The organism is Shinella sp. OV683, assembly GCF_057787725.1.
This window is the reverse complement of record NZ_CM173543.1, coordinates 3452265-3477092: the sequence shown is the minus strand read 5'-3', so window position 1 is coordinate 3477092 and position 24828 is coordinate 3452265. Positions and strand designations below refer to the sequence as shown.

The 24828-nt window shown below is 57.4% G+C and carries 22 protein-coding genes, 1 tRNA gene and 1 pseudogene; 12 read left to right on the top strand and 12 right to left on the bottom strand.

Going from position 1 to position 24828, the window contains the following annotated elements; translation table 11 throughout:
• Positions 1-7: 7 nt before the first annotated feature.
• The gene (ppk2, locus tag ACXHRN_RS16855) at positions 8-922 is read right to left on the bottom strand and encodes a polyphosphate kinase 2 (protein WP_488637463.1); all 915 of its coding nucleotides are present in this window, start codon (positions 920-922) and stop codon (positions 8-10) included.
• A gap of 198 nt (positions 923-1120) precedes the next feature.
• Between ppk2 and ACXHRN_RS16850 the strand changes: the two genes are divergently transcribed.
• Positions 1121-2317 (top strand): MFS transporter, encoded by a 1197-nt coding sequence (locus ACXHRN_RS16850; protein WP_488637462.1) that lies wholly within the window; start codon positions 1121-1123, stop codon positions 2315-2317.
• Between the two features lie 59 nt (positions 2318-2376).
• Here ACXHRN_RS16850 and ACXHRN_RS16845 read toward each other — a convergent pair whose 3' ends face one another.
• The 5 genes from ACXHRN_RS16845 to ACXHRN_RS16825 form a co-directional block, all read right to left on the bottom strand.
• Complete coding sequence (locus ACXHRN_RS16845) at positions 2377-3075, bottom strand: DUF599 domain-containing protein (RefSeq protein WP_488637461.1); 699 nt, start codon at positions 3073-3075, stop codon at positions 2377-2379.
• Between the two features lie 356 nt (positions 3076-3431).
• Positions 3432-3508: transfer RNA gene (locus ACXHRN_RS16840), tRNA-Pro, on the bottom strand.
• 239 nt (positions 3509-3747) lie between these two features.
• The gene (locus tag ACXHRN_RS16835) at positions 3748-4413 is read right to left on the bottom strand and encodes a hypothetical protein (RefSeq protein ID WP_488637460.1); all 666 of its coding nucleotides are present in this window, start codon (positions 4411-4413) and stop codon (positions 3748-3750) included.
• On the bottom strand, positions 4410-5255 hold the full coding sequence (locus ACXHRN_RS16830; protein ID WP_488637459.1) for an ABC transporter permease: 846 nt from the start codon (positions 5253-5255) through the stop codon (positions 4410-4412). The genes ACXHRN_RS16835 and ACXHRN_RS16830 overlap by 4 nt, the downstream gene beginning before the upstream one ends.
• Positions 5256-5308: 53 nt before the next feature.
• A complete protein-coding gene (locus ACXHRN_RS16825) occupies positions 5309-6679 on the bottom strand; it encodes a KpsE/RkpR family capsule polysaccharide export protein (protein ID WP_488637458.1) in 1371 nt (456 codons plus the stop codon).
• Positions 6680-7078: 399 nt separating this feature from the next.
• Here ACXHRN_RS16825 and ACXHRN_RS16820 point away from each other — a divergent pair, with 399 nt between their 5' ends.
• Positions 7079-8530 carry a hypothetical protein gene (locus tag ACXHRN_RS16820; RefSeq protein WP_488637457.1) on the top strand — a complete coding sequence of 484 codons (1452 nt, stop codon included), beginning with the start codon at positions 7079-7081 and terminating at the stop codon, positions 8528-8530.
• Positions 8531-8678: 148 nt separating this feature from the next.
• Here ACXHRN_RS16820 and ACXHRN_RS16815 read toward each other — a convergent pair whose 3' ends face one another.
• The 3 genes from ACXHRN_RS16815 to ACXHRN_RS16805 form a co-directional block, all read right to left on the bottom strand.
• Complete coding sequence (locus tag ACXHRN_RS16815; protein WP_488637456.1) at positions 8679-9266, bottom strand: sulfotransferase family 2 domain-containing protein; 588 nt, start codon at positions 9264-9266, stop codon at positions 8679-8681.
• A complete protein-coding gene (locus ACXHRN_RS16810; protein WP_488637455.1) occupies positions 9263-9982 on the bottom strand; it encodes a hypothetical protein in 720 nt (239 codons plus the stop codon). Before ACXHRN_RS16810 ends, ACXHRN_RS16815 begins: the two co-directional genes overlap by 4 nt.
• A 74-nt stretch (positions 9983-10056) precedes the next feature.
• Positions 10057-10707, bottom strand: coding sequence for a hypothetical protein (locus ACXHRN_RS16805; RefSeq protein WP_488637454.1), 651 nt, complete (start codon positions 10705-10707; stop codon positions 10057-10059).
• 244 nt (positions 10708-10951) lie between these two features.
• Here ACXHRN_RS16805 and ACXHRN_RS16800 point away from each other — a divergent pair, with 244 nt between their 5' ends.
• Positions 10952-11782, top strand: a complete 831-nt coding sequence (locus tag ACXHRN_RS16800; protein ID WP_488637453.1) for a sulfotransferase — start codon at positions 10952-10954, stop codon at positions 11780-11782.
• A gap of 79 nt (positions 11783-11861) precedes the next feature.
• Here the strand turns inward: ACXHRN_RS16800 and ACXHRN_RS16795 are convergent, their stop codons facing one another.
• Both ACXHRN_RS16795 and ACXHRN_RS16790 read right to left on the bottom strand, forming a co-directional pair.
• Positions 11862-12857: a glycosyltransferase family 2 protein gene (locus ACXHRN_RS16795; RefSeq protein ID WP_488637452.1), complete on the bottom strand. Its 996-nt coding sequence runs from the start codon at positions 12855-12857 to the stop codon at positions 11862-11864.
• 85 nt (positions 12858-12942) lie between these two features.
• Entirely contained in the window at positions 12943-14811 is a 1869-nt protein-coding gene (locus ACXHRN_RS16790; RefSeq protein WP_488637451.1) for a beta-1,6-N-acetylglucosaminyltransferase, read from the bottom strand.
• A gap of 130 nt (positions 14812-14941) precedes the next feature.
• Between ACXHRN_RS16790 and ACXHRN_RS16785 the strand changes: the two genes are divergently transcribed.
• From ACXHRN_RS16785 to ACXHRN_RS16760, 6 genes and pseudogenes are all read left to right on the top strand, one after another.
• Positions 14942-15349, top strand: coding sequence for a hypothetical protein (locus ACXHRN_RS16785; protein WP_488637450.1), 408 nt, complete (start codon positions 14942-14944; stop codon positions 15347-15349).
• Positions 15350-15567: 218 nt separating this feature from the next.
• Positions 15568-16452: a hypothetical protein gene (locus ACXHRN_RS16780; RefSeq protein WP_488637449.1), complete on the top strand. Its 885-nt coding sequence runs from the start codon at positions 15568-15570 to the stop codon at positions 16450-16452.
• 141 nt (positions 16453-16593) lie between these two features.
• Positions 16594-17004: a universal stress protein gene (locus ACXHRN_RS16775; protein ID WP_488637448.1), complete on the top strand. Its 411-nt coding sequence runs from the start codon at positions 16594-16596 to the stop codon at positions 17002-17004.
• Positions 17005-17096: 92 nt separating this feature from the next.
• Positions 17097-17756 (top strand): PAQR family membrane homeostasis protein TrhA, encoded by a 660-nt coding sequence (gene trhA, locus ACXHRN_RS16770; RefSeq protein WP_488637447.1) that lies wholly within the window; start codon positions 17097-17099, stop codon positions 17754-17756.
• A gap of 306 nt (positions 17757-18062) precedes the next feature.
• Positions 18063-18230, top strand: a pseudogene (locus tag ACXHRN_RS16765) (SUMF1/EgtB/PvdO family nonheme iron enzyme); the annotation flags it as partial.
• The gene (locus tag ACXHRN_RS16760; protein WP_488637446.1) at positions 18217-20688 is read left to right on the top strand and encodes an arylsulfatase; all 2472 of its coding nucleotides are present in this window, start codon (positions 18217-18219) and stop codon (positions 20686-20688) included. The pseudogene ACXHRN_RS16765 and the gene ACXHRN_RS16760, both read left to right, overlap by 14 nt.
• 361 nt (positions 20689-21049) lie before the next feature.
• Here the strand turns inward: ACXHRN_RS16760 and ACXHRN_RS16755 are convergent, their stop codons facing one another.
• Complete coding sequence (locus tag ACXHRN_RS16755; protein WP_488637445.1) at positions 21050-21433, bottom strand: hypothetical protein; 384 nt, start codon at positions 21431-21433, stop codon at positions 21050-21052.
• A 241-nt stretch (positions 21434-21674) separates the two neighbouring features.
• On the opposite strand from ACXHRN_RS16755, the gene ACXHRN_RS16750 reads away from it, so the two are divergent.
• From ACXHRN_RS16750 to ACXHRN_RS16740, 3 genes are read left to right on the top strand one after another with little or no spacing between them, the layout of a single operon-like run.
• Entirely contained in the window at positions 21675-24044 is a 2370-nt protein-coding gene (locus tag ACXHRN_RS16750) for a putative monovalent cation/H+ antiporter subunit A (RefSeq protein WP_488637444.1), read from the top strand.
• Positions 24041-24445 carry a Na+/H+ antiporter subunit B gene (locus tag ACXHRN_RS16745; protein WP_488637443.1) on the top strand — a complete coding sequence of 135 codons (405 nt, stop codon included), beginning with the start codon at positions 24041-24043 and terminating at the stop codon, positions 24443-24445. Before ACXHRN_RS16750 ends, ACXHRN_RS16745 begins: the two co-directional genes overlap by 4 nt.
• Positions 24445-24819, top strand: a complete 375-nt coding sequence (locus ACXHRN_RS16740) for a Na+/H+ antiporter subunit C (protein ID WP_488637442.1) — start codon at positions 24445-24447, stop codon at positions 24817-24819. Before ACXHRN_RS16745 ends, ACXHRN_RS16740 begins: the two co-directional genes overlap by 1 nt.
• Positions 24820-24828: the final 9 nt, after the last annotated feature.

Below are 24828 nucleotides of genomic sequence, written 5' to 3'. Positions count from 1 at the left end.
AGATCCGTCAGTATCTCTCGGGAACGTACATCTCATCGGGCACGGGCGTGCGATGATAATCGTCGTGGCGGATGCGCTCCGGCAGCTCGATCTCCGCCTTGGGTACGTCCTGATAAGGGATCTGCTCCAGAAGATGGGCGATGCAGTTCAGCCGCGCCTTCTTCTTGTCCACAGCTTCCACCACCCACCATGGCGATTCAGGCGTATGGGTGCGCGCCAGCATCTCTTCCTTGGCCTTGGTATAGTCTTCCCAATGCTTGCGGCTTTCCATGTCCATCGGCGACAGCTTCCACTGCTTCAGCGGATCGTGGATGCGCATGTTGAAGCGGAATTCCTGTTCTTCGTCGGTGATCGAAAACCAGTACTTGATCAGCACGATGCCGGAGCGCACCAGCATGCGTTCGAATTCCGGAACCGAGCGGAAGAACTCCTCGAGCTCGTCCTTGGTGCAGAAGCCCATGACGCGTTCGACACCGGCGCGATTGTACCAGCTACGGTCGAACAGCACCATTTCGCCGGCCGATGGCAGATGCGGGATGTAGCGCTGGAAATACCATTGATGGCGCTCGCGTTCGGTCGGGGCGGGCAGGGCAACGACGCGGCAGACGCGCGGGTTGAGACGCTGGGTGACGCGCTTGATGGCGCCGCCTTTGCCGGCGGAATCGCGGCCTTCGAAGATCACCACCACTTTGAGCTTCTGGTGCTGGACCCAATCCTGCAGCTTGACGAGCTCGTGCTGTAGCCGAAACAGCTCGCGAAAGTAGATCTTCCGATCGAGCGTCTGCTCTGCAGGTTCGCTGAGGCCTTCGACGACCAGCTCGTCGAGCCGGTCTTCGTCGAGCTGCATCTCCAGTTCCTCGTCAAAGCTGTCGGCGATTTCGGCCTTGATGCGTTCGAGCTGGTCGTGATGGTCCATAGCCATGGCAAGCGCCCCTTCTGTGTTGTGGAGACCAAAACAGGTCTGTGCGACAGAGATGTGACAGTTTTGCTTTGCCGCAATTGCATTTGCCGACAGCCCGGAAAAGCTGGCTTCCGGTCTTGCCAAATGAGGGGAAGAGATTAGAGCCTTTCGCGGTTAAATGAAAACAATTCTGCCGGTGCCACAAATCAAAGGCCTGTAATGGACGCGTCTTCCCCGGTCACGCTCAGACGTGGCACGATCCCCATCATGGCGACCGCCTGCGGCGTGATGGTCAGCAACATCTACATCTGCCAGCCGCTGCTGGGGTCGATCGCCCGCGATTTCGGCGTGCCGGAAAGCATGTCGGCGCTGGTGGCCGTCGCGACGCAGGTCGGCTATGCGCTCGGTATCCTGCTGCTGGTGCCGCTGGCCGATGTCGCCAATCCCAAGACACTGCTGCGTTGGCTGATGGGCCTGACGGCGTTCGCGCTGATTGGCGCTGCCTTTTCACCCACCATCCACATTCTCATTCTCGCCAGCATCAGCTTGGCGGTAACCACCGTGGCGCCGCAGATCCTCATTCCGCTTGCGACATCGCTGGTGCCGGCGGAACGGCGGGGCAGGGTGGTCGGCAGCATGATGCAGGGCCTGACGCTGGGCATCCTGCTGTCGCGAACGGTGTCGGGCATCGTTGCCGAGTTCACCGGCAGCTTCCGGGCGTCCTTCGCGGTTGCGGCGATCCTGACGCTCGTTCTGTTCATGGTGCTGCCCTCCTTTCTGAGGGAGAAGCCGCAAAGTGGCGCCAAACTCGGCTATCTCCAGCTGTTGGCCTCGCTGCCGGGCCTGCTGAGGCATCGGCTGCTGGTGCTGTCGATGGCGATGAACTTCTTCGCCTTCGCGGCCTTTTCGGGTCTCTGGTCGACGCTGGCCTTCCACCTCGAAGCCCGGCCCTTCGGCCTTGGTGCGGCGGCGGCAGGCTTGTTTGGGCTTTGGGGCGCGCCCGGCACGCTGCTTTCGCCACTGATGGGACGGCTGGTCGACCGATACGGCTCCTCGACGGTCAACGCCATCGGCTTCGCGTTCATCTTCATTGCGTTCGTCGTCGCGGGGACTTGGGGCGCGCTTTCGGTGATCGGTCTGGTCGTGGCAGTCAACATGCTGGATTTCGGCATCCAGAGCGGCCAGATCGCCAACCAGACCCGCATCTTCGCCATCGGCCCGGAAATCCGCGCCAGGCTCAACACACTCTACATGTTCTCGTCGTTTTCCGGCGGCGCGATCGGGGCATTCTGCGCAAGCCGTGCCTGGACGGCCTATGGCTGGACCGGCGTCTGCACCTTCGGCGGGATATCCACCGCGCTGGCGGCGGCGATATTGCTGGTCGGCGTGACGACAGGAAAAAGCGACCAACATTAGGCCATTGGCATTGTATCACATCAGCACCATCGCGATCGCTGTCTTGCGGGACGGAGCGGCTACTTCGGCGAACTGTCCAGCAGTTCCCGAATTCGCCTCAGCCCACGGGCGGCTTCCGACGACGTGTGTCGCCAAAACATCAACGTCGCCGATCCCAGCGTGCCCAGGATAAGCCCCCACGGCCCGAGAAACCACAAGACCGCGGCGAACACGAAGTAGTATGAGCGCACCCCTCGTGAGAATGTCTTGAGCGCGGGGTTGATCACGCAGGTCAGGGCGTCCGTCCATGCATCGAGGTCGCGTTCCTCGGTCTTCGACGGGCTGCTTCCGATCGCCGCGAGGCCATAGTTCACCTGCCTGACGGCCCAAACGAAATCTGCAAGCCCTTTCAGCAATGCCGCGGACACCACGATGATCTTGACCTGAATTATCCAAGGCGCCGAGCCTGCCGAAAACGTTGCGTGCAGCCCCATCTTGGCGACTGTGACAGGATCGATAAACAGCGATCCGGCCACCGCCATCATGACGAGGAGATTGACCGAAGCGAAAAACGAAGCGGAGTTTATCGTGTGGCCGAGAATCGCGGCGTCGCCGATGAAATTGGTGTCACGGGTCAACACTTCCCGCATCCACGCGCGGCGGATGACTTCCATGCTGCGGGGAATGGCGCTCTTGTGCTGCATGCGCTCAAGCAACGGCTCGAGCCCGATCCACGCTACCAGGAAAAGCGAGATTGCGAAGACATCCGGCAGTGACATCGGTTTCCGGCAATCGGATGCCGCCTCAGTTGACAACTGCATAGCTGTCGCAAATATCCGTCATCTTCTCAATCCCGTCATTGCCACATCTGACGGACTTCCAAAACTGCCAGATGCGGCGCAGATTTTTCACCGTCTTACTGGACGTTCCCGCCGTGACGGTTATGTCACTGCCAAGTAGACCGAGAATGGCGCGTGGAAGACAGTGTCCAGTTCGGCCCTTTGTCTTTGGGCGACGACGCGAACGCGGGCCGTCGCGCCACAATGAAGGGGAATGCCAAACGTATCGCTAGATGCGATTTCCGCCCTCGGGAAGGGCCATCTGATTTTGGCTAATGAAATCAGATGAATCAGCTTGGTCGGAGTGAGATGATTCGAACATCCGACCCCCTCGTCCCGAACGAGGTGCGCTACCAGGCTGCGCTACACTCCGAACTCAAGCGGGGTCTCTATAGACCAGCAATCTGTTTTTCACAAGACATTTGCTGAAAAAAGTGAAGCCATATTCGCATCACTGTCATGTCAGCAGAATATGGAAGAAAATCAGTGTGTTGTTGGGGTTTTGGCGTAATCATGGCACTGCCCTGCGAGCCCGGCCAGCAATTGCCGGTGATGGGCGAGAGGGATTCGCGGCCGTTCTAAACTGCGGCAAAAAGCCGATGAATTTCGGGCCTAGACGAGCACCTGTTCCAAGGCGCTGAATGTCTCTATAGCCTCATCTACAGAATCGCAGATCGTCAGTTTCCCGTCGTTAAGGACGCCCGCCGATTGGCAGTATTTGGTGATCAGCTGTGGATTGGACGTGGCGAACAGGAATTTCAGTCGATCCTTGTTCTCTTCTATGTGCTCGCTGCACTTGCGCCTGAACGAATTATCGCCGCCTTCCAGATTGTCATCGACGAGAATGTAGTCAAATCCCATCGCGAAAAGCGCGCTTATCGAGAGTCTCGATTTCATTTCAGCGTTGTAATTGCGAAGGGAGCCATCCAGATAGCGGCCGAGATCGGAGAATTCCGCCACGAAATCATAGGCGTAGGAGAAGTCCTGCCCGTAGACGTCTGACAGGAAACGAACGTTCTGGCGGCCGGTCAGGCGATTGGAGATAACGTTCTTGGCATTGTACGCCCATGAAATGCGGCCCTGGCGATAGATGCGGCCTTCACTCGGGGCTTCGTTTCCGGCCGCAAGTTCAATCAGCGTGCTCTTTCCCTGTCCACGCGTCGCGAGGATGCCCATGTTCGCATCGGATGGGAAAGCGCCCGTGAACCCCCGCAACACCCAGCTGACGACACCCTTGCGGTTCCGGTATGCCTTGCCGGCATTGTCGAACGCGATCATAGCTCGTCCTCTTCGTCTTCATCGCTCTTCGACCGCAGGATCTCCTTGCGGAAGAGTCGCTCTATCGCCAATGAAAGCAGAAGCACGACGGTTGAAAAACCAATAAGATATTGGGGATCATAGACAGAGAGATAGTCGAGGTAGGAACTGGACCTCAACGCTTCCACGCAGTGCAGGAAAGGGTTCCAGATGATGATCCTGAGGACCTCTGGCGGCATCTCGGCCGGAACGTAAAGCACGCCTGATGTAATCATCAGAGGCGTTGCCATCATTTTCCAGATACTCCGCCAGACCGGCACCAGCGCCCCAACCGTGGCATTGAAGATGCTCATCGCCAGGCAGAAATACAGGATGAGCAGCAAGGCCAGCACGAATCCCTGGAAATTCGTGATGACGACCTGCCCCATGATCCTGCTCACCCCCGTGAAGAAGCAGGCGAGGATGATGAGCCAGATGGTGAATTCAAGCACCGTCTTGGCAATCACGGCGTCGATCGGCTTCACGGCCCCGAATTCGAACAGCGCACGATTTGATGTAATGCCTCTACCACCGCGGTTGATGATGTTTCTGGCTGCGCGAAGTGCCACCACGCCGGTCAGTAGGAACACGATCGAGCTGTCGCCGAATGCGGCACTCATGTTGCGGACGTAAACGCGCGCCAAAAGCAGAATGCCGATCAGGATGGCAGGCTCGACCAGCGTCCAGACATATGAAATCGGGCTGGAACCGAATCGAATAGCAGCTTCCCGAAAAATGAGCGCGATAATCACGCGCCCATTCATAGCCGCACCCCTGCGGATGTCGTCCATCGTGGATACGTTGATCGTAGATGCTTTGCTCATCGGTTCACTTCGTCTGGCATTTGGCCGCGAATTCTACCTCGCCCTCAATCGCGTCAGATCGCATGGTCGCGGAATGAGCGATACAAGAACTGGCTGATCATCCAGACGGCCAGCAACACCAGGAACGCGATGAAGCTATCGAGCAGGCGCATCGGGTAAAGTGCGATTTCAGGCCTGGTCGGGCTTACGAAAGTTGCGAAATACCGTTCCTGCTTCTGCGCTTCGGCGAGCGCCGTTTCAAATGCTGCAAGCGATGTCGTATAGGCCTGCGTGGCAAAGCCCTGTTCTACGGTATATTCTTCGAACTTGTTCAACACGCCTGCGATGTTGGAATCTTCGTCGCCGACCTTGACCCTGCCGGCCTTCAGAGTGCCATGGTCGCTGATCTTGTCTCGCTGCGCCGCAAGCTGGTCTTCAAGCGCGGTGATCTGCTTCTTCAATATGCGGGCTGACGGCGAATTCTTGTCAACGGACTGCAATACCGTGTTGTAGCGTGTCTGGATGCCCGCCAACTGGCTCTGCAGGGACTGCTGCAACGAACCTTCGATCTTGGTGAGCACTGTCGGATCGATTGTCTGCTGGTCGACGCGCAATTGCCGGATCTCGTCGCGCACCTTTTTGAGCCTGTCTTCGGCGCGCTCCACTTGCTTGGAGGCGACTTGCGTCATCTGCTGGCGGGAGGCTTCTGACAGGTTGTTGACGAGCGTTTCGGAGACTTTGAGAACGGCGTCGGCGATTGCCTTGGAGTCGTCCGGCGAGAAGCCGTAGACATAAAGGGTGGTGTTGCCCGTCGTGGAATTGAAGCTCACCTCGATCATGTCTTGCCAGTAGCTGGTGAATTTTTCGAGCGGCATATTCGGATCGATGCGGTAGTAAAAATCAATATTGTTCTTTGAATAATACTGACGAAGGTCGATGCCGAGCTGTTCCTTCACATCGCGAAGCAACTGGACGGATTCAACATAGCTCGACACGATATAGGAATCGTTCGACTGCACGGAGCTGCCAAAAAGGCCGGATAGGCCGAAAGACGATATCGTCGACTGGCTGGAACCGCGAACGGAAAACTGCGTCTCCACGACGTATTGCGGGCTGGCAATGAACGCGAAATAGAGGCCCGTCAGCGTACCCGGGACACCGACCATCAGCAGGAAAGAGATAAATGTCCATGAAAGGCCGGTACGCCGGATCGTGGAAACCGAATGGGCGCGTTGCTTCTGCTCGACCGCTGGATCAGGCTGCCTGACAACTTCGTCCGGATCGAGAGCCGGTATCGGCATTTCAATTTCGCTTGGATCGTTGGCTCTGGCGCGCTCCAGACGTCGGCGAATGCGTTCTTCGCGCCTCTCATCCTTCGTGCCGGGAAACCGAATCGGTTCGGTGACGCCGTTGTCTTCTTTGCCGGTCGATTCCAAAACTGTCATTGCTTATTCCAGTTGCTCGTATTCCAGTTGCTTTCCGACACGCAGAAAACTTCATCATCTTGATAACCGAATATGGTTAAGACGTTGGTAAGGCGCATCGACCGGAAACATCCCCGCGGAACAATTGTCCAGATTTATACGGACAGTCCTAAAGCCAGGAGCTTGCCCTCAAGGCTACAGCCAGCCCCATATAACGCGCAGTTTAATATAAGTCCATTGTGCCAACAATATGGTTTTCAAACACGTTTCCATATGCGGTTGTAACAGAAGACGACCTGACGTGATGGGTGCGAGAGAAGCTGGCGTGAATGTCTTGTTTCCGGGAATGCCGGACTTGTATAGTGAAAGCAGGCTCGCGCCGATCTCGACAGGCAATGATTCCGGGGAAGACAGCTCACAGTGACGCAGAAAATTTCGCTGATTGTTCCACTTCGTCTTACTGCCAGCACCTTCGAAGGTCCATTGCGCCTGCAGCGCCTTTGCCAGGCCGTTCCCCGCGATCTCTTCGATATCGTCATTGCAGACTATGGCACGCAAGAGGTGCATGCCGAGCCTCTGAGAAAGCTGGAGAAAGAGGATGTTCAGATCTATCGGCATCCTTCTCCCGCGAAGCTGTTTTCAATCGGCCACGCACGCGATTTCGGCGTGCAGATGGCACGGCAGGATGTGATCCTCTTCAATGACATCGATTTTCTCGCCACCCCGGCAATGTACCGGCAAATCCACGCCGAGGTGATGCGGCGCGATATGGCACGCAACATATTCGATTTTTTCTGTGTGCCGGTCTTGTTCCTCACCGAGCAGGGAACGCGAGCCTGGTTCGGAGCACAGTCTTCTGGCACGCCATTCGTTGAACAGTTCAGCGTTCAATGGCTGGAGAAGAACGAGGCGACTATTCAGTTCACGGCGTTTGGCAGTTCGGCAATGGTGATCAACAGGCACCACTACCTGTCGCTCGGTGGACACGACCGGCGGTTTCGCGGCCACGGAGCGGAAGACTACGACCTGCTGCACCGGCTTTCGTCGCTTGCCCCCAAGGCTCCGAGGCCGCACGACTACTATACCGATTACAGGACCAATTCCGTTCGGCAATATTGGGGTTTCAGGCCGTTTTTTGCACTCTATGGTTTAGGCGCATTTGCGCGTGAACTGCAACTTGTTCACCTCTGGCATCCTCGCCGCAATGAGAAGGGCTATTTTCGCTCCCGTCCGAATTTTAGGCTGCTTCGCAAGATCATGCGGGACTTCGACCGCATGGGCAAGCAGCCACAGCCGCTTCCGGATCTGCATGCGCAAGGCAACATCGCGCTTTTCTCGGCATATCCCGAAGCTGGGCTCAGAGTCTTTCGGCAATTGCTGGCAGCAGCTGGCGCCTTTTCCATCCATCGGTACGATCGACGCGGGGGCGTAGAAAAAGCGGTCGCGTTGTCTCTCCAAGACAAGGCTGGTTGGTTGGTGCTGCATTTGGAAAATGCCGCAGCGTCTCCGCCGCTGGAAGATCTGATCAAGGCATCCGGCCGGCTCAATGTACTGGCTGGGTGGATAGAGGACGGTCGCTTGTTTGTCCGCCATTGGGCTGGTGGCGCGGAGCAGGCTGCCATCTCCAGTCGGATCGATCCGGCTTACTCCCATGACGGCAAACTCGTCATGGAGCGCATCGAGCAGATCGCCATACCAGGCCTCTGCGCTCTATCAAGCGGCACGGTGCCGCCGATGGAAAGCCCTGACGCCATGATTTTTGATACATTCGGGGGAGCTTCGGCATTTGATCCCACGGGTCAAAGGAAGCCCAGGCGGCCACGGAAAACTGCGATCGCTACCCGCGTTTACCGTTGGCTGACCCGCAGATAACCACTCCTAAGCCAGCCGGGATGAAACGGCCACGAGCGCGCTTGACTTCTTCTATTGCAGCTATCCCGAACCGATATTCAACCGGATTGCTCCGTTTGAATAGTGTAGCGTGCCGACAGCCCTGAAACCGTCGGTTGCTCGTGTCCCCTCAGGCCGTATAGCCGAGCGTCTCCAGGTCGGTCTTGTAGTAGGCGATGCTGCGTTCCAAGTCCGCACCGGTGAGGTAATGCCGCCAGCTTTCATGCGATGTATAGTGCATCTTCGGCAGTTCGGTCTTGATGCCGACCCGGTCTGCTATTTTCTGGAAATCATCATCGATGGTTTCAAATCGACCCACAAAGTCGGCAAATTGCAGGCAATTGAAAGGATGCGTCTGCGGAATCGTGTGATGCCGGATCTTCTCTTCGATCTTCTTCCTGCGCTCGTCATAGATGATCGTCTCGTCTTCCACGATATCCAGCATCTCCGCTATCGTCAGCGGACGGGCGTTGCGCGGCAACGACCAGTTCGGATCGCCTACGGCGCCTTCCGTGAACATCTTCCACGCAGAAATCAGCCGGTCCAGTGGGTGACGGACAAACGCAAACTTAAACAAGGGCGACCATTCGTCGGGAATGCGCCCGAAGACAGCCTTGCTGGCCCGTCCTTCCCATGCACCTTTCCGGATCGATGTGCCGCCGGTTTTCGGAATGTGGATCAGAACGCAATCCGGGTCTGACAAACGAAAGTTGCTCAAGTGATATCCCCTTCACGATTTTTAGCTCTCCTGAGCCTGCGCTTCTTCAATCGCATTCTCTGGTTCATTTTCTTGCGGATGGTCTCGAAGCGTCGAAAAACCGTATTGTGAGTCTGCATTCGTGCGAACAACTCTAGCAGAATCTTGCCCGCAACCGAACTGTCGCTGGCAACAACGTTGGCTCTGCCGAGCATGTTGGTTATCATGTCGCCGTTACCGGCGGAGAATCTCATGACGCCGTCGAACAGATGTACTGTCCCCCTGCGTTCCTTCAGATGCTTGGTTCCCGCTGCAGTCGCATAGCGCTCGCTTTCATAGAGCTTGGCGACGTTGATCAACACCGTGCCAGCCAGGGCTAGTGCCTTCTCGTATGGGTCGGAAGCGAAATCCTGAATCGTGTCGCATGCCGACACAAGCCAGCGTGAGCTTAGTTGTTTCAGCAGTACGTCGGACTTTTCGCTCCAAAGACGATTGAACTTGGCGAGATTTATTTCAAGGTCAATGTTGCGGCGTATCAGTACGATGAGGCCTGAATGATAAAAGCAAATGAACGGCGTACCGGAAAACGTCGTCTCCAGCGTTTCCAGATGCTCTTCAAAGTCGCCCTTGCGACCTGCCCAATGAACCATTTCGCCCACCTCGATGATGTGGTTGGACATCCAATCGAGATCGGGCTGGTAATCGGCAGTGAAATAGTTCTCCAGGCGTCCGCCCATACCAATACCTCAGTTGAAATTAGCGCGTACCGGCAGCGCGGGCAGGACCAGATGACGGAACATTAAGCGGGCTATCACTCGGTCTCGGAAACTTTGCCATCTGGACGAAGCTTGTCGTAGACACTGAATTCGAAAGCGAAGCGCTCCTGTATCTTTTGCATCGTGACTGGATCGACACTCAGATCTTTCTTGGGGGACACGTTGGCCTGTTCGAGCGTGATCGGTCGTTCCAGCTTCGACGATATGAAATCCACAAGGTTGTCCATATCGCTGTAGCGAAACAGATAATCGACACCGATCGTGCCCTTGTTGTTCATGGCAACAGAGCAGGGACCGCCCAGACGTGCGTATTCCGGCCGCTCGTCTGTCGGCAGCAGCAGGGCCTCAAGATAGTCGTTGAACTCGATCTCACCCGTATATCTGGCAAATCCGCGACCTTGCGGCGATGCCAGATGCGACCGCCTGTTATAGCGATACCAGCTTCCGAACCAGTCGATCGGCTCGCGCATGACGGACACGAAAGTGTATTTCTTTCTTTCGAGCTTCTTGCCGCCAGCAATCCACGTTGAAAGCGCGTCCATGAACTTTGCGTAAGTCATGTGCTTCATATGCGGGGGCGTGTTGAAGGCAATCGATGCCTCGCCAGAGATTGCTTCATGCAGGGCAGTGGTGCCGGTTTTCGGCTGGCAAAGAATCACCAGTCTCTGCTTGTGAAAATACAGCAAGAAAATCTCCAGTCAGGCCCCGCGTCTCGTTGTTACCGTCTTTGTCGCTGAGCTATGAACTTGGCGCTGCTATAGCTGATCGCATTTTTCGTGACAATGGTGGTGTTTGTAAAAAGTGCCGATTATTCGAGCAAAGGCAAATTCCTGCGTGGTTTCCTATTCAAAAGCCATGGGAGGTGTGCTTATAAGGGCAACCAAACCCCTGCGCATTCGACAGGCGATGAAAAAATATCGAGGTCCAAGTATGGCATTGCCACATTTCCTTTGTATCGGAGCTCAGAAGGCGGCGACCTCGTGGCTCTACATAAACCTGCAGAGACATCACCAGGTCTGGCTGCCGCCGGTCAAGGAACTCCACTATTTCAACCATTTGTTTGTGCCTGAAAACCGGGCATGGACGAGTTATCATATGCGTCAGGGCACCGCCAATGCGGTCAAGCATCATGTCAGGCATGGCGAATACATAGACTTCAATTACCTGACTTACCTGACACGCCTGATGGATGAGCCATTTACCGAATCCTGGTATCGCGCCGCCTTCGATCGCCCGAATTCCAAGGGTAAGGTGCTCGGCGATATCACGCCGGAATATTCGACCTTGCCGGACGAAGGGATCGACTACGTGCGCAGCTTGTTAGGCGCGCCGAAGATCATCTACATCATTCGCCATCCCGTATCGCGGGCACTGTCGCAACTGCGGATGAATGTGGATCGCCATCCCAAGGACAATATGCAGAAGTCGGATTGGCTTGAGGTCGCACAAAGCTGGGACCTGCTGAACCGTGGCGACTACAAGACCTATATTCCGCGCTGGAAGAAGCGTTTTGTCGGCAAGGATCTGAAGTTCATTCCTTTCAGCCGCGTGGCGAAGAATCCGGTTGTGGTGCTCAAGGAGCTTGAGACATTTCTGGGTCTGGAGCCGTTCAAGGACTACGACGGCACCGAAGAGAAGGTCCACAAGACCAAGGACATCAGCATCCCGTCCTATGTCACCGACCTCTACCACGAAATCTTCGCAGACCAGATCAAATTCCTCAAGGACGAGTTCCCGGCAGATTTCGTCGCCGATCTCTAAGCTGCCGACTTGCGGATCGGATGGGCGAGGGCAGGCCCCTCGCTCCGGCAGGACTGCCTCTATTTAGCTCTGACAGACTCTAAAGCCAGTTGCCGCGGCAGATCAGCCCGAGCTTGATAAGCTGATCGGGAGACTGATAGCGCACGCTTATGCCTGGCTGATGCAGAATGGGGTTGGCTGCCGAAAGGTAAGTCTTGTATTCCGTGCTGCTGGCATAATGTTGCTTGCGGTGCATCTCCTCGGCAGCCTTGTCGGTAAGGCTCGAGATGAACTTGAAATGAAACAGCGCTCCGGTGATCGAGGGGCGGATATCCTGTTCAATCCGCATCAAGCGTACAGGCATCAGGTCGTGCATCGAACTGGTGTATCGATAGTGTCGGCGCCACCAAACCACCGGAATCTTGTTGAGCGCGGGTGACTTGTCGGGATGCGCCACATTATGGATGCGCATCCTTGGTCCACCGCGGGTGAACATGCCACCATGATTTGTGGTCGTCTGAATGTAGCCGTCCTTGTCGAAATAGGGGCAGACTTCAAAAGGATTATCGGCGGGGCCGTAGATGGTCTCGCTAAGCGGCTTGTCGCTGTAGGCATCAAGCATGACGCAATGCATGACGTCCCGCTTTTCCATCTTCAGGAATTCGCCGAGATCCTTGAGATTCCGCGTTTCCATGCAGGGGTAAACGAGAAATTCGTCCGGATCGACCGTCACGCAGAGATGGCCGATGCCATATTTCCTGAGAAGGTGATTGCACCACTCCATGCCGAATTTGGAGGCCTTGTAGCTGGCTTTTGTGTGCCAGACGGAAACGTCCGGCTGGCTCTTCGCCCATTCGATGATGCCATCTTCTGAATCGTTGTCGACAAACAGGAACTGGTTGACGCCCAGTTTCCTGTAATAGTCGCAGAAGAACGGCAGGCGCGTCAGTTCATTTCGCATGCATGCCACGAGTAGAACATCGCTGTCGCGAATCTCCGCCGTGCGATCGGCGACCTGCCTGAGTTGCTTCCCGAAACGCCGGTGGGCGCGCATCCGGGAAAACTGCGTCGACATGGTTTCAAATGTTAAGCTCATTATGACGCCTCTCGGGCCGGACATGCTGCCATTGGTTCAGGGCTTTCAAACGAAGGGTTCGCCGCGGGTGCCTCCGGGGTGTTGTCTATTTCTTGGGCGCTGGAGTCACGGGTTTTTGTTTGGTGGGCGATAGCATTTGCAGCTGCATCGCTGTCGTCACTTGCAGCTGCATCGCTGTCGTCCAGAATTCCTGTAGCGAGACCGGCAGATTGAGCTGCAAGATTCGCCAGTCGGGATCGAGGGAAGCAAGCGTGGAAATGCTGTCCTTCCAGTCGCTCGGCATGCTGCTGGCGATCTGCGTCATAGTCGTTGATTTCACGGCCTCGCTCATACTGTCATAGGCGTCGGCAAGCGGCCCTGCTGCTGGCCCATGCTGGAATTCCAGCGCAGTGCGCCAATAGCTTGTCGACACGGACTTCGAGGATGTCGCACTTTTGATATAGGTGGCAATCTTCTCGCGATATTCACGGGAGACACTGGCGTCCACCGCATTGAGCATGGAGAGAAAGATCGATATCGACGAATTCTCTTCCGGCTTTTCCAGCCGCGCCGTGGTGTAGGGCGCACACAGGATCCAGTAGATCTGCTGCATCGTTTCATCGAACGTACCCGGTACCACCGGCATGACGATCGCATTGCGGCTCTCCAGCAACGCGATTTCCGACGACGGGTCATCTCCGGGGCACAGTTCGAATACCGGCAGGGTTTCGCAGCGTGCAAGGATGCGGTTGAAGTAGTCCGGAATGCTCATGTCCCGGATATTGCCGTCGATTTGACGAAGGCCGTCGAGGCTGTCGCGCCCGTCTCCCAGATCGACCATATCGCGGTTCAGGATGCGGCCCAGCACTGTCAACTCGGTGGATGCCCGAAGAACATCCGCAGCTCGCTTTGTCAGTTGGGGTGGCCCGTAGAGGATGGCGAAGCTTTTCTGGCAGTGTTCGAGAGCGAGGTTCCAGCCTTCCTTCTCGCGGTACTGGAACAAGGTCGGCGTGCCAACCGCCGCTCTCGGCAGCGCAGCCAGCGCTTCCTTGTAAGGAAAGGTATATGGTGTGTTGAAATTCAGTTCCGGCGCGTTTTGCGGCGCTGGAGCTGCGGCGATGCTTTTCAGGCGGGCACGCAATTCTGTTGCGCGGAAGCTGATTTTGCGCGCGAAGAAGTACGGCAACTGGCGAAGCATATCAAAGTGGTCATCGAGGAAGACAAGCGGCTTTCCCCAGTCGTTGAAACGGAAGAAGGTGAGGTTTCTTCGAGCAAGATTCTCGTCGCTCGTATATTTGTGCGCCAGCGTCTGGAAAAACAGCTCGTCTGGAATCCAGGTCGTGCTGAAGAAGAAATACACCAGCGGATGCTTCTTGACGTAGTCCAGAATCTTGGAGCAGAGCGTCCAGCTCAGGCACCACCATTGCGAACCGAAGCGTGGCTCGAGGCCCTTTGGAAACTTCCGTTTTGGCCAGATCTTGCTCTGAAGGTTGTAGTGGTTACGGAACAGACCCTGCTGGGTCTGGAAATTGAAGAAGTGCCAATACTGGTATCGCTCATGCCGCAGTCCGCCGGTAATCCAGCTGGCGTCGAAGGACTCGATGAATTCGGTCTTGGGATGGGCGTCGAGAAACTCCGAGAGTTCCTTGAGCGGCCGGATCGGCATGCAGGCGCCGCTGACGAGCATCACGCGATCACATTCGATCTTGTCTCTGCGGATGACCTTCAGCGCTCGTACGGTCGCATCGACAAGGCTGAAATCGCCCCAGCCGCATTTGATCCGCTCGCGAACGAAATGCACTTTGTTCGAATTGGCGAATTCGGCTTTCAGTTTGGCGAATTCCGCCGCCGGTGATTTGAGATCGTAGTGGATGACTGCATGGGCACCTTCATCCCAATCGGTGAGCACTCTGGCGAGATCGGCCGTGTGGCTTGCATTCTCATGTGCCAGGATAATGAACGTGATCTTTGCCATCAGGAACCCTTGCCGATAATTCGCCGCCGCTTAGTTGTGTGTACCAATTGACTGGTCGTGTTTGGCTGGTCGACGCGACTCTTCCTGGTGCAACGGCCTGGGCAATGAACAACCCGACATTCTAGTCCTCATGCCATTCTCCAAGCCGGCAACATCCCGGCTGTTTGCTTCTTACCCTGCCGCGGCGCTCACCACCAAGCCTCCCCGAGGTAGCGCGCTGCGGATGCCGTGTCAGCGTCGGACTTGTGCCGCCCACGATGCTGGACTATGGTTCGAAAAAGCGTTTAGCGATGCTGACGTTAGAAAGCAATACGAGAGATGGTGCTCGCTGTTCGAGCGCGCAATCTATCGTCCAGAAGAGGCGTTTGTTGTGGCAGATATTATTGGGCCGAGAAAAAAGCTGAGGGAAATCAATGCCGAGCTTCAGACAGCAAAGGAAAAGCTGGTGGCATTGAAAGCCGAGCGCAAAGTGCTGCGAGAGAAGATGAAGGCGGACAAGCTGGCAAAGGCCGGAAAAGCCGCCAAAAAGCCTGGCTGACAACCACTGCCGACAGCGCAAATCGTCCGAAAAGGGCCACAGTCCGTGGTGCGGATTTACTCTGTTGGACGAAACGCTCCTGGAAATGCCGGTGCATCGCTGTGCTCGCTTGAATATCACCCGATACAGAGTATAGACCGACCCTGGGGTGAGCCTTTCCTGTTGTGCACTCGAAAATTCTATGACGGACGCCGATTGCTGGCCGGAATGCTTTCATTATGAAGATCCAAGTTCATCTCGGTGTCCATAAAACCGCGACGACATTCATCCAGAGCCAGTTGCACGACAATCGCTCGCTTTTGGCGGGCGGGCGAATAGGCTTTGCAGGGATCTGGATTGTTCGCCGGCAATTCACCAACCTCTTCGACCGGCTTGCCTGGCTCGACCCGGTCGCAGCCCCTGTTGTCCGGGCACAACTGCAAAAGCGCTTTGCTGACATACTCGGCCAGCATGGCCGCTCGGCAGATACATTCATTCTGTCCGACGAGAACATTCTTGGCCTTATTTCAGCCAATTACTGGACCGGCCGGCTCTATTCGCTGGCAAGGCGGCGCGTGGAAATGCTCGATGCCGTTGCCCGCGGCCACGAACTGCACTACTTCATCGCAATCCGCCGCTACCCCGACTATCTGACATCCTCATGGTTGCAGTTGGCCTCTCGGGGCAAGGCGCCTGCATTCGATAAGTATCGCGCCAAATTTGCGCCGGATTCGCGCGGCTGGGCTGATGTCGTCGGCGATATTGCCAAGGCAGCCGGCCCCAAACGGGTGACTGTTTGGACTTACGACTGGTTCAGCGACGATCCCGCCCGTGCCTTCGGACTCCTGGCGCCGGGCGTGCATTTTTCCGTGCCGGACGAAGAACTGCGGCGCGACGTGCTGCCGTCGCTGACGGTCAAGGGGCTGAAGGTCATCACCCAGCTTGAGGATCACCTGTCGGAAACCGAACTCAAGCATCTCGTTCGGCTGATGCGCTCCTTCCCCTTCGACGAGCCCAATCCCCGGCTTGAAATCACCGACCCGGCGCTGCTCGCAGCCTATGAGCAGAAATATCAGGACGATCTTGTCCGGATTCGCGCGCTTGGCGTCGAGCTGCACGCCTGAAGCCGTCTTTCTCTCTGAAAATACGCAGCTATTTGCCGCCTCGTGCGTTGATATGGATCAATGCTGCGCGCCATATTAAGGTGTAGGCTTCGAGCGCACAGTTTTGGCGAGCCGAGATGTTTCAGGCAGGAGGATTTGATCATGTACAAGAAAATCATCGTACCGGTCGAAATGGGGCAACTGGAGAAAGGCGAGAAAATTCTCCGCAAGGCAAAGGCGTTGCTGGATGCCGGCGGCGAGATCGTGCTGCTCAATGTCGCCGAGAACATCCCGGGCTACCTCACCATCGACCTGCCGCCTGATTTCATCGGTACATCCGTCAAGGAAGCCGAGGAGCGGCTGAAATCGCTGGCTTTGATGTTCGATCTCGAAGTGCGTATTATCGTTAAGGTAGGCTCGCCGGCACGCGAGATCATCCACACCGCCGACGAGGTGTCGGCCGACCTGATCATCATCGCCTCCCATCGGCCCAACCTGTCGAACTATCTGCTCGGCAGCACGGCCGATCGCGTGGTTCGCCATGCCAATTGCTCGGTGCTGGTCGATCGCTGAATAGTTACCGTTGCGGCAATCGAGCGCAATCTCTGCCTTGATCATGGCGCCATGCCGTGTTTTTAATGATGCATTGCAACGGAAGGCACCACATGAAGGAATTTCGCGGCATCCTCTGGCGCTATGACCGTGGCGAGATTATCGCCGACGGCATCGTCCATGGCGTCGGCGTCGTTGCCGCGCTGATTGCCGTCACCGTCCTGATCTTTTATGCGACCGTCTGGGGCACCGCATCCAGCCTTGCCTCGTCCTGGATCTATGGCGTCGGCCTGGTGGCATCGCTCGGCATTTCATTTGCCTACAACATTTGGCCGGTCTCACCGGCCAAATGGTTCCTGAGGCGGTTTGATCATTCGGCGATCTTCATCCTGATCGCTGCGACCTACACGCCGTTCCTGGTCGCGGCGCTTCCCGACCGGCTGATCGCCGCAAACCTCATGGGCATCTGGGCCGTAGCGATTTTCGGCGTCGTGCTGAAATGCGTCTGGGCCGGCCGCTTCGACCGGCTGACCATCCTGCTCTATCTCGCCATGGGCTGGAGCGGCATCATGCTGATCTCGCGCCTGCACGATGCGCTGTCGCTGGCGACGCTGGTCCTCATCCTCGTCGGCGGCATCATCTATTCGCTCGGCGTGATCTTCCACGTCTGGGAAAAGCTCCGCTACCAGAACGCCATCTGGCACGGCTTCGTGGTGACGGCGGCGGGGGTGCACTACGCAGCGGTGCTGACCTGCGTGGTGTCGCAGAGCTAGGGTTTACTGGCGTGGCTACTCCCCTCCTGTGAACAATGGAGGACTGCCTTGCGTTAGAAGCAGCCACGAAGCCATTGGGTCTCCAGATTTAGAGCCTGCTAAACGGAGCGAATGTTACGCCGGGCATGGCGATGTTACGGTTGCGTTACTTTACATTCCGCGCTGTGGCACCCTTAGCTTATCCGCGATCAGCGCGATCCTCGCGGACACCAAAACAAAATCCAGACGCGCTCGCTTACATGCACATGGACGGGACCAATCGTAACACTCGGAGAGTGCGAGATGGATATCGCAGTTGCATTGAAGTCGTATGCCGATCTGTCAGAAATGATCGCAATTCCCGGCGGCTGCGCTCCCAACTACTGCAGGCGCTATCGCCCTGCCGCCCGACATGCGCAACCTATCGATACTTCTGCCAGTCACGTTGGATTCAGATGCGTCATTCGAACAGGAGCAAGTCATGACAAAGGATAAGACCCCGACCAATCCGGAAGATGGACGCGCTGTCCCGACAGGGGGCCTGAGCCGCCGCGAATTGCTGGCCGGGACGGCACTGACAGCCGCGGCCGTCACGACCACTGGACTTCCGCTATCGACGGCCGAGGCCGCTACCACCATTATCGTTCAGGAGCCAGCTGTAGTCCCAGCTGGCGGTTATCAGTATGGCGAGGTATTGCCAATCCTACCTCCCAAGCAGGCACCGATTACCGAGCCTGACTGGCGCAAGGTTCCGCAGCCTGCAAATTTCAAGGTCCGTCCTCCCAAGGGTGCGCCGAACGTGCTGCTCGTATTGCTCGACCAGGTCTCTTATTCCGACCCTTCGACGTTCGGCGGGGCAATCAAATTTCCAACGCTTGACAAGCTGGCGGCAGAGGGGCTCACATACACCAATTTCCACGTCAACAGCCTTTGCTCCCCGAGCCGCACAGCCTTGTTGACGGGCCGAAACCAGCACCAGAACAGTCAGGCCGCTGTCGTGGACGGTGCAACGTCGTATCCCGGCGACACTGGAATGCGCCCGAAGAGCGTCGCACCAATTGCTGAAATCCTGCGGCAATGGGGTTACTGCACCTCTATGTTCGGCAAGAGCCATGAGACGCCGCCGTGGGAAACCAGTGTCTCAGGGCCGTTTGATCGGTGGCCTGTACGACAGGGTTTTGAAAAGTTCTATGGCTTTATCGGCGGCGAGAAGTCGCTGTTTAGGCCGTATCTGGTTGATGGCACCACCGAACTGGGTGTGCCTCGCGCAGAGAACTACCATTTCAGCGTAGACATGACCGACAAGGCAATTGCCTGGGTTCGCGCAACTCGAGCGCTCACACCTGATCGCCCCTTCTTCATGTACTACGCCGCTGCTGGTGCACACCCGCCGCACACGCCCCCAAAGGAATGGCTCAACAAATACAACGGTCAGTTCGATAAGGGATGGGACAAGCTGCGCGAGGAAATCTTGGAGCGCCAGATCAAGATGGGCTTGATGCCACCCGGCACAAAGCTCGCGGAAAACCCGCCCGAGATCGCCAAATGGGACACGCTTTCTGCTGATGCTAAAAAGGTCCTTGCTCGACAGATGGAAGTCTATGCCGGTTATTGCGAACATACCGATAGGGAGATTGGTCGCCTGATCCAAGCTGTTGAGGACCTTGGCGAACTCGACAATACCGTCGTGATTTATATTGCTGGTGACAACGGCGGCACAGCCATTGGTGGTCTCAACGGCACGTTCAATGAATGGTCCAACCTCAACTCGGCACCCGAAGACATCCCCTATCTTCTTTCGCGGCTGGCTGAATATGGCGGCCCCAATTCCTACCCGAATTATTCAGTGGCATGGGCAATGGCAGGTTCAACACCCGCGACTTGGTGCATCAACGCTTGCCAAGGCGGTGGCCAGAACCAGGGCATGGTCATCCGTTGGCCTAAGGGCTTCCAGTCGAAAGGCGAGATACGCAAGCAATACACTCACCTGATCGACATCGGCCCAACCATCCTTGAAGCGGCAGGCATTCCCGAGCCCAAATGGGTAAACGGTGTCGAGCAGACACCCATCGCTGGAACGTCCATTTCCTACAGCTTTGACGCGGTCGCCGCACCTGATCGGCATACAGTTCAATACAACGAGTGCAGTGGTAACCGCTCGATGTACAAGGACGGTTGGCTGGCCTGCGTCATGCATCGGGCACCGTGGGAAGATCATCCACGCGTCGATGATTACGCCAAGGACAAGTGGGAACTTTACCATGTGGCCGAGGATTTCGGCCAGGCGGTTGATCTGGCCGACAAATACCCTGAGAAGCTGAAGGAGCTTCAAGACCTCTTCCATGAGGAGGCGATCAAGTACGGCGTCTATCCGTTGGACGACCGTTCCTTCGAGCGGCTGAATGCTACCAATGCAGGACGGCCAGACATCATGGCTGGGCGCACGGAAATGACGCTCTATGCTGGAATGACGGGTATGGCGGAGAACGTCTTTATTGACACGCTCAGCCGCTCCTTTGTCATCACCGCAGACATTGAAGTGCCAAAAGGCGGGGCGGACGGCGTGATCCTGTCGCAAGGCGGCCTGTTCGGTGGTTGGAGCCTTTACATCAAGGAGGGCAAACCGAAATTTGCCTACAATTGGCTGGCCCGCGAGTACTACTACGTCGAAGGCACGGAAAAGCTGCCCGAGGGCAAGGTCACGCTGGTCCACGACTTTTCGTATGACGGTGGCGGCCTTCACAAGGGCGGCACCGGGCGGCTGTTCATTAACGGCAAGCAGGTCGGCGAAGGACGGATCGATAAAACCCAAGGCGCTGTCTACTCGCTTGCGGGGGAAACCGCCGATGTCGGCATGGATGCCTATTCTCCGGTTTGCGACGACTACGATCCCTGGGACAATGCCTTCAAGGGCACGATCAACGTAATCAAGGTCAAGCACAAGGAAGCCTGATCGGCGGCATCATCTATTCGCTCGGCGTGATCTTCCACGTCTGGGAAAAGCTCCGCTACCAGAACGCCATCTGGCACGGCTTCGTGGTCACGGCGGCCGGGGTGCATTACGCAGCGGTGCTGACCTGCGTGGTGTCGCAGAGCTAGGAGTTAAGCGGATAAAATGCAGCTAAAAGTGAACGATCAGGTTCGTGAAGATGCCAGGCTGCTACCGGCTCAAAAGCGCATTCCCCAGGAGAGGATCAGATATATGGTTTGATCCCGCTGACTTTCCGGGCATGACGACATACCCGGAAAGAACCGAGGCAAATTGAACGTGCGATCGTCAGTGTTCCCCAATGTGAAAAAGCACGCAGCTCATATCATCGAGGCAGCACGGGCGGGTGCGAAAACCAGGCACGAACGAGCAGGACACCCAACACCGCGTGAAGCACAGTGGCGGGCAACAGTAGTTTGCCAACCAATGATCCTTCAACGTCAAGCGTGGCGAGATAGACGGCCGCGAGGACATTGTAGGTCAGCATGGCTGCAAGCGCCGGGCTCCGTCCGGGGGCCTGCCGACCGACCCACGCCATGACGGCCAGCGAAAACAAAGCAATGCCGGCAAGACGGGCAACCGCAAGCCCGGTCGCAGATAGCGAATTTCCCAGAAGCAATAGCGCGACCATATCGGGCACCAGAACCAGTGCGATGCCTGTGAGCGCTTCTATGCAGGCTGTTATCAGGATCAACAACGTTCGCGGCATAACCGGTTTCCCCCAGGTGGTTCTCGGTATCATACGCCGTTTTCGCGACCTGAAAGCAAGCAGGTTTACCGGTGTCCGCGGCAAGGGTCCAATCGGCGCTTGAGCCAATGCCGGCCGGCGGCCTTGGCTCGGCTCACGTCCCGCGTATCGCGGCTCATTTTCCCCTGCATAATCCATTTTCGGCTGGTATCCCGCGGTGTCCCACCTTAATGCTTGTGCACAAAGCAGGAGATACCAGCGATTGAGTGAGGCGGGCAACATACTGACGACAGCAGGCCTTTTCCTGCCTCTCGTTGGTGCGGCCATCGCCCCCGTGCTGACCCGCGTCCTCAAGCACAATGCCGCCTGGCCGCTGTCCCTTGCGATGTTCATTCCGTTCCTGATTTTTCTCAGCCACATTGCTGAGGTATCGTCCGGCAGTGCGATCTCCGGTGGCTTTGCCTGGGCACCGTCGCTGGGGCTCGACTATCTCTGGCGGCTCGATGGTCTGTCGCTGACCTTCGCGACTCTGATCTCCGGCATCGGCACGCTGATCGTGCTCTATTCCGGCGGCTATCTCAAAGACCATGAGCAACAGGGGCGGTTCTTTTCCTTTATCCTGATGTTCTCCTTTGCCATGCTGGGGCTGGTCGTCTCCGATAACCTACTGATGCTGTTCGTCTATTGGGAACTCACCTCGATCACCTCCTTCCTGCTGATCGGTTTTGATCACTCCAGATCGGCCTCACGCCGAGCCGCACTGCAGGCGCTGCTGGTCACCGGCGGCGGCGGGCTGTTTCTGCTCGCAGGCCTGCTGCTGCTGGGTGGGATGGTCGATGTGAGCAGCGTCAGCCAGTTGATCGCCAAGGGCGCCGAGGTTCGCGAACATCCGCTTGCGGCCACAGCGCTTCTGCTGGTGCTGGTCGGCGCCTTCACCAAGTCGGCACAGTTTCCGTTCCATTTCTGGCTGCCCAACGCCATGGAAGCGCCGACGCCGGTGTCGGCTTTTCTGCATTCCGCGACCATGGTCAAGGCCGGCGTCTACCTGTTGATGCGGCTCTATCCGGTGTTTTCCGACACGGTGCTCTGGCAGACCTTGCTGCCGCTGTTCGGCTCGGTCACGCTGCTGGTCGGCGCCATTCTGGCGCTCCGCCAGACCGACCTTAAGCTGATGCTCGCCTATACGACGGTCGCCTCGCTCGGATTGCTGGTGATGCTGACCGGGCTTGGTTCCGAAAAGGCGATCGAGGCGGCGGTGCTCTACCTCATCGCCCATGCACTGTTCAAGGGTGGGCTGTTCATGCTGGCCGGCGTCATCGATCACGAGACCGGCACGCGCCACATCACCCAGCTCGGCGGCCTTGGCAAAGCCATGCCGCTGACCTTCGCCGCCGCCTGCCTGGCCGCCATGTCGATGGGTGGCATTCCGCTTTTCGCCGGCTTCATGGCCAAGGAGGAGATCTATGCTGCATTGCTCGAACATGATGGCATGGGGCCGATCCTGCTTCTGATCGCCATCATCGGCAACGCCATGATGTTTGCCATCGGCTTTGCCATTGCGCTGAAGCCGTTTCTCGGTGCTCGACGCGAGACGCCCAGACACGCCCATGACGGCCCTGTATTGCTGATGGCGGGGCCTGTGCTGCTCGCCGTTGCAGGCCTGGTTGCGGGTCTTGCCGCGAGCATCTTGCACGACTGGTTCTCCTCGCCGATGGCGTCGGCGATATCGGCGCAGCCGATCGCCATCCATGTCTCGGCGGTGCCGCATATCAGCCTTGCCTTCGGCCTGTCGATGCTGACGATCCTGATCGGCGCCGGCATCCTCGCGGTACTCGGCACAATGCGGCGGCTGGTCGACAGCAGCATCACCGGCATCGGCTGGGGGCCTGATCATGGCTTCGACCAAGCGGTGCGCGGGCTGATCCGCATCAGCCACCGGATCAGCCTGTTCCTGCAGCCGGGCAAGCTGGAGATCTACCTGACGGTCACCTTCGCGGTCATCGCGCTGGCGCTGCTCGTGCCGCTGTTCCAGTTCGGCGAACTGCCGCAATGGCCGGTCTGGCCCGCAAAGCTCAGGCTCTATGAGGCGGCTTTCATGCTGATCGCGGTGATCGGGCTAGTCGCTGTGCTGATCGCCCGCACTCGGCTGACGGCGGTGATCTCACTCGGCATTCAGGGCTTTGCCGTGGCAGTGCTCTACCTGTTGTTCGGCGCGCCGGATCTGTCGTTTACCCAGTTCATGGTCGAGACGTTGTCGGTCATCATCCTGGCACTGATCATGACGCGGCTGCGGCTGAAACTCACGGATCGTCGGCCTGTCGCCGAAATGATCAAGGACGGAGTGATCGCCGTGGCTTGCGGCCTCGGCTTCACGCTGATGTTGCTGAAGGCGGTGGAGCGGCCGTTCAACACGGAACTCTCGGATTTCTTCGGCCAGTACTCCAAGCTGCTCGCCCACGGCGCCAATGTCGTCAATGTCATCATCGTCGATTTCCGCGGTACGGATACTCTGGGCGAAATCGCGGTGGTGGTGATCACTGGGCTGTCGATCCTGGCGCTGATCCGACTGCGAGCCGCAGCGCCAGGCCGTACCTTCAGCGATCCCGACAGCGAGGAGGGCAGGCAGGCATGAATTCGCTGATCCTCAGGACGCTGGCGCCATTCCTCACCGTGCTGATGCTGGGCTTCTCGGTGTTCATCACGCTACGCGGTCACAATGCGCCCGGCGGCGGCTTCATCGGCGGCCTGCTGGGTGCATCGGCCATCGCGCTCTACGCGCTGGCCTTCGGCGCCGAGGCGGGCAGGCGGGCGCTACGATTCCACCCGCTGACGATCGCCGGGGCAGGGCTGTTCATATCCACGCTGTCGGGGATGATATCGGCCTTTTACGGCGTGCCCTACATGACCGGTCTGTGGTTTCATGTCGGCAGCCTCGATCTGTCCACCGTCATGTCCTTCGATATCGGCGTTTATCTCGTCGTGCTCGGGGCGTTTGCGACCATCCTGCTGGCGCTTGAGGAAACGGAGGATTGATGGAAACGCCCTTCGCCATCCTCACCGGATTGTTCTTCGCCTCTGCCATCTATCTCATGCTGTCCCGGCACATCATCCGCATCATGCTGGGCGTGGCGCTGCTCGGCAATGGCGTGAACCTGACGCTGTTTACCGCCGGCCGCATCACCCAGGATATCCCGCCGGTGATCACCTCGGGCGACACGCTGTCGCGCGCCGCTGCCAATCCCCTGCCGCAGGCGCTGATCCTGACGGCCATCGTCATCTCCTTCTCCTTCTTCGCGTTCCTGATGGTGCTGGCCTATCGCGCCTGGCAGACGCTGGGCACCGACGATACCGACGCGATGCGCTTTGCCGAACCGGCGGAATCGCCGCTGCCACCGTTGGAGTATTGATGGTGGTGC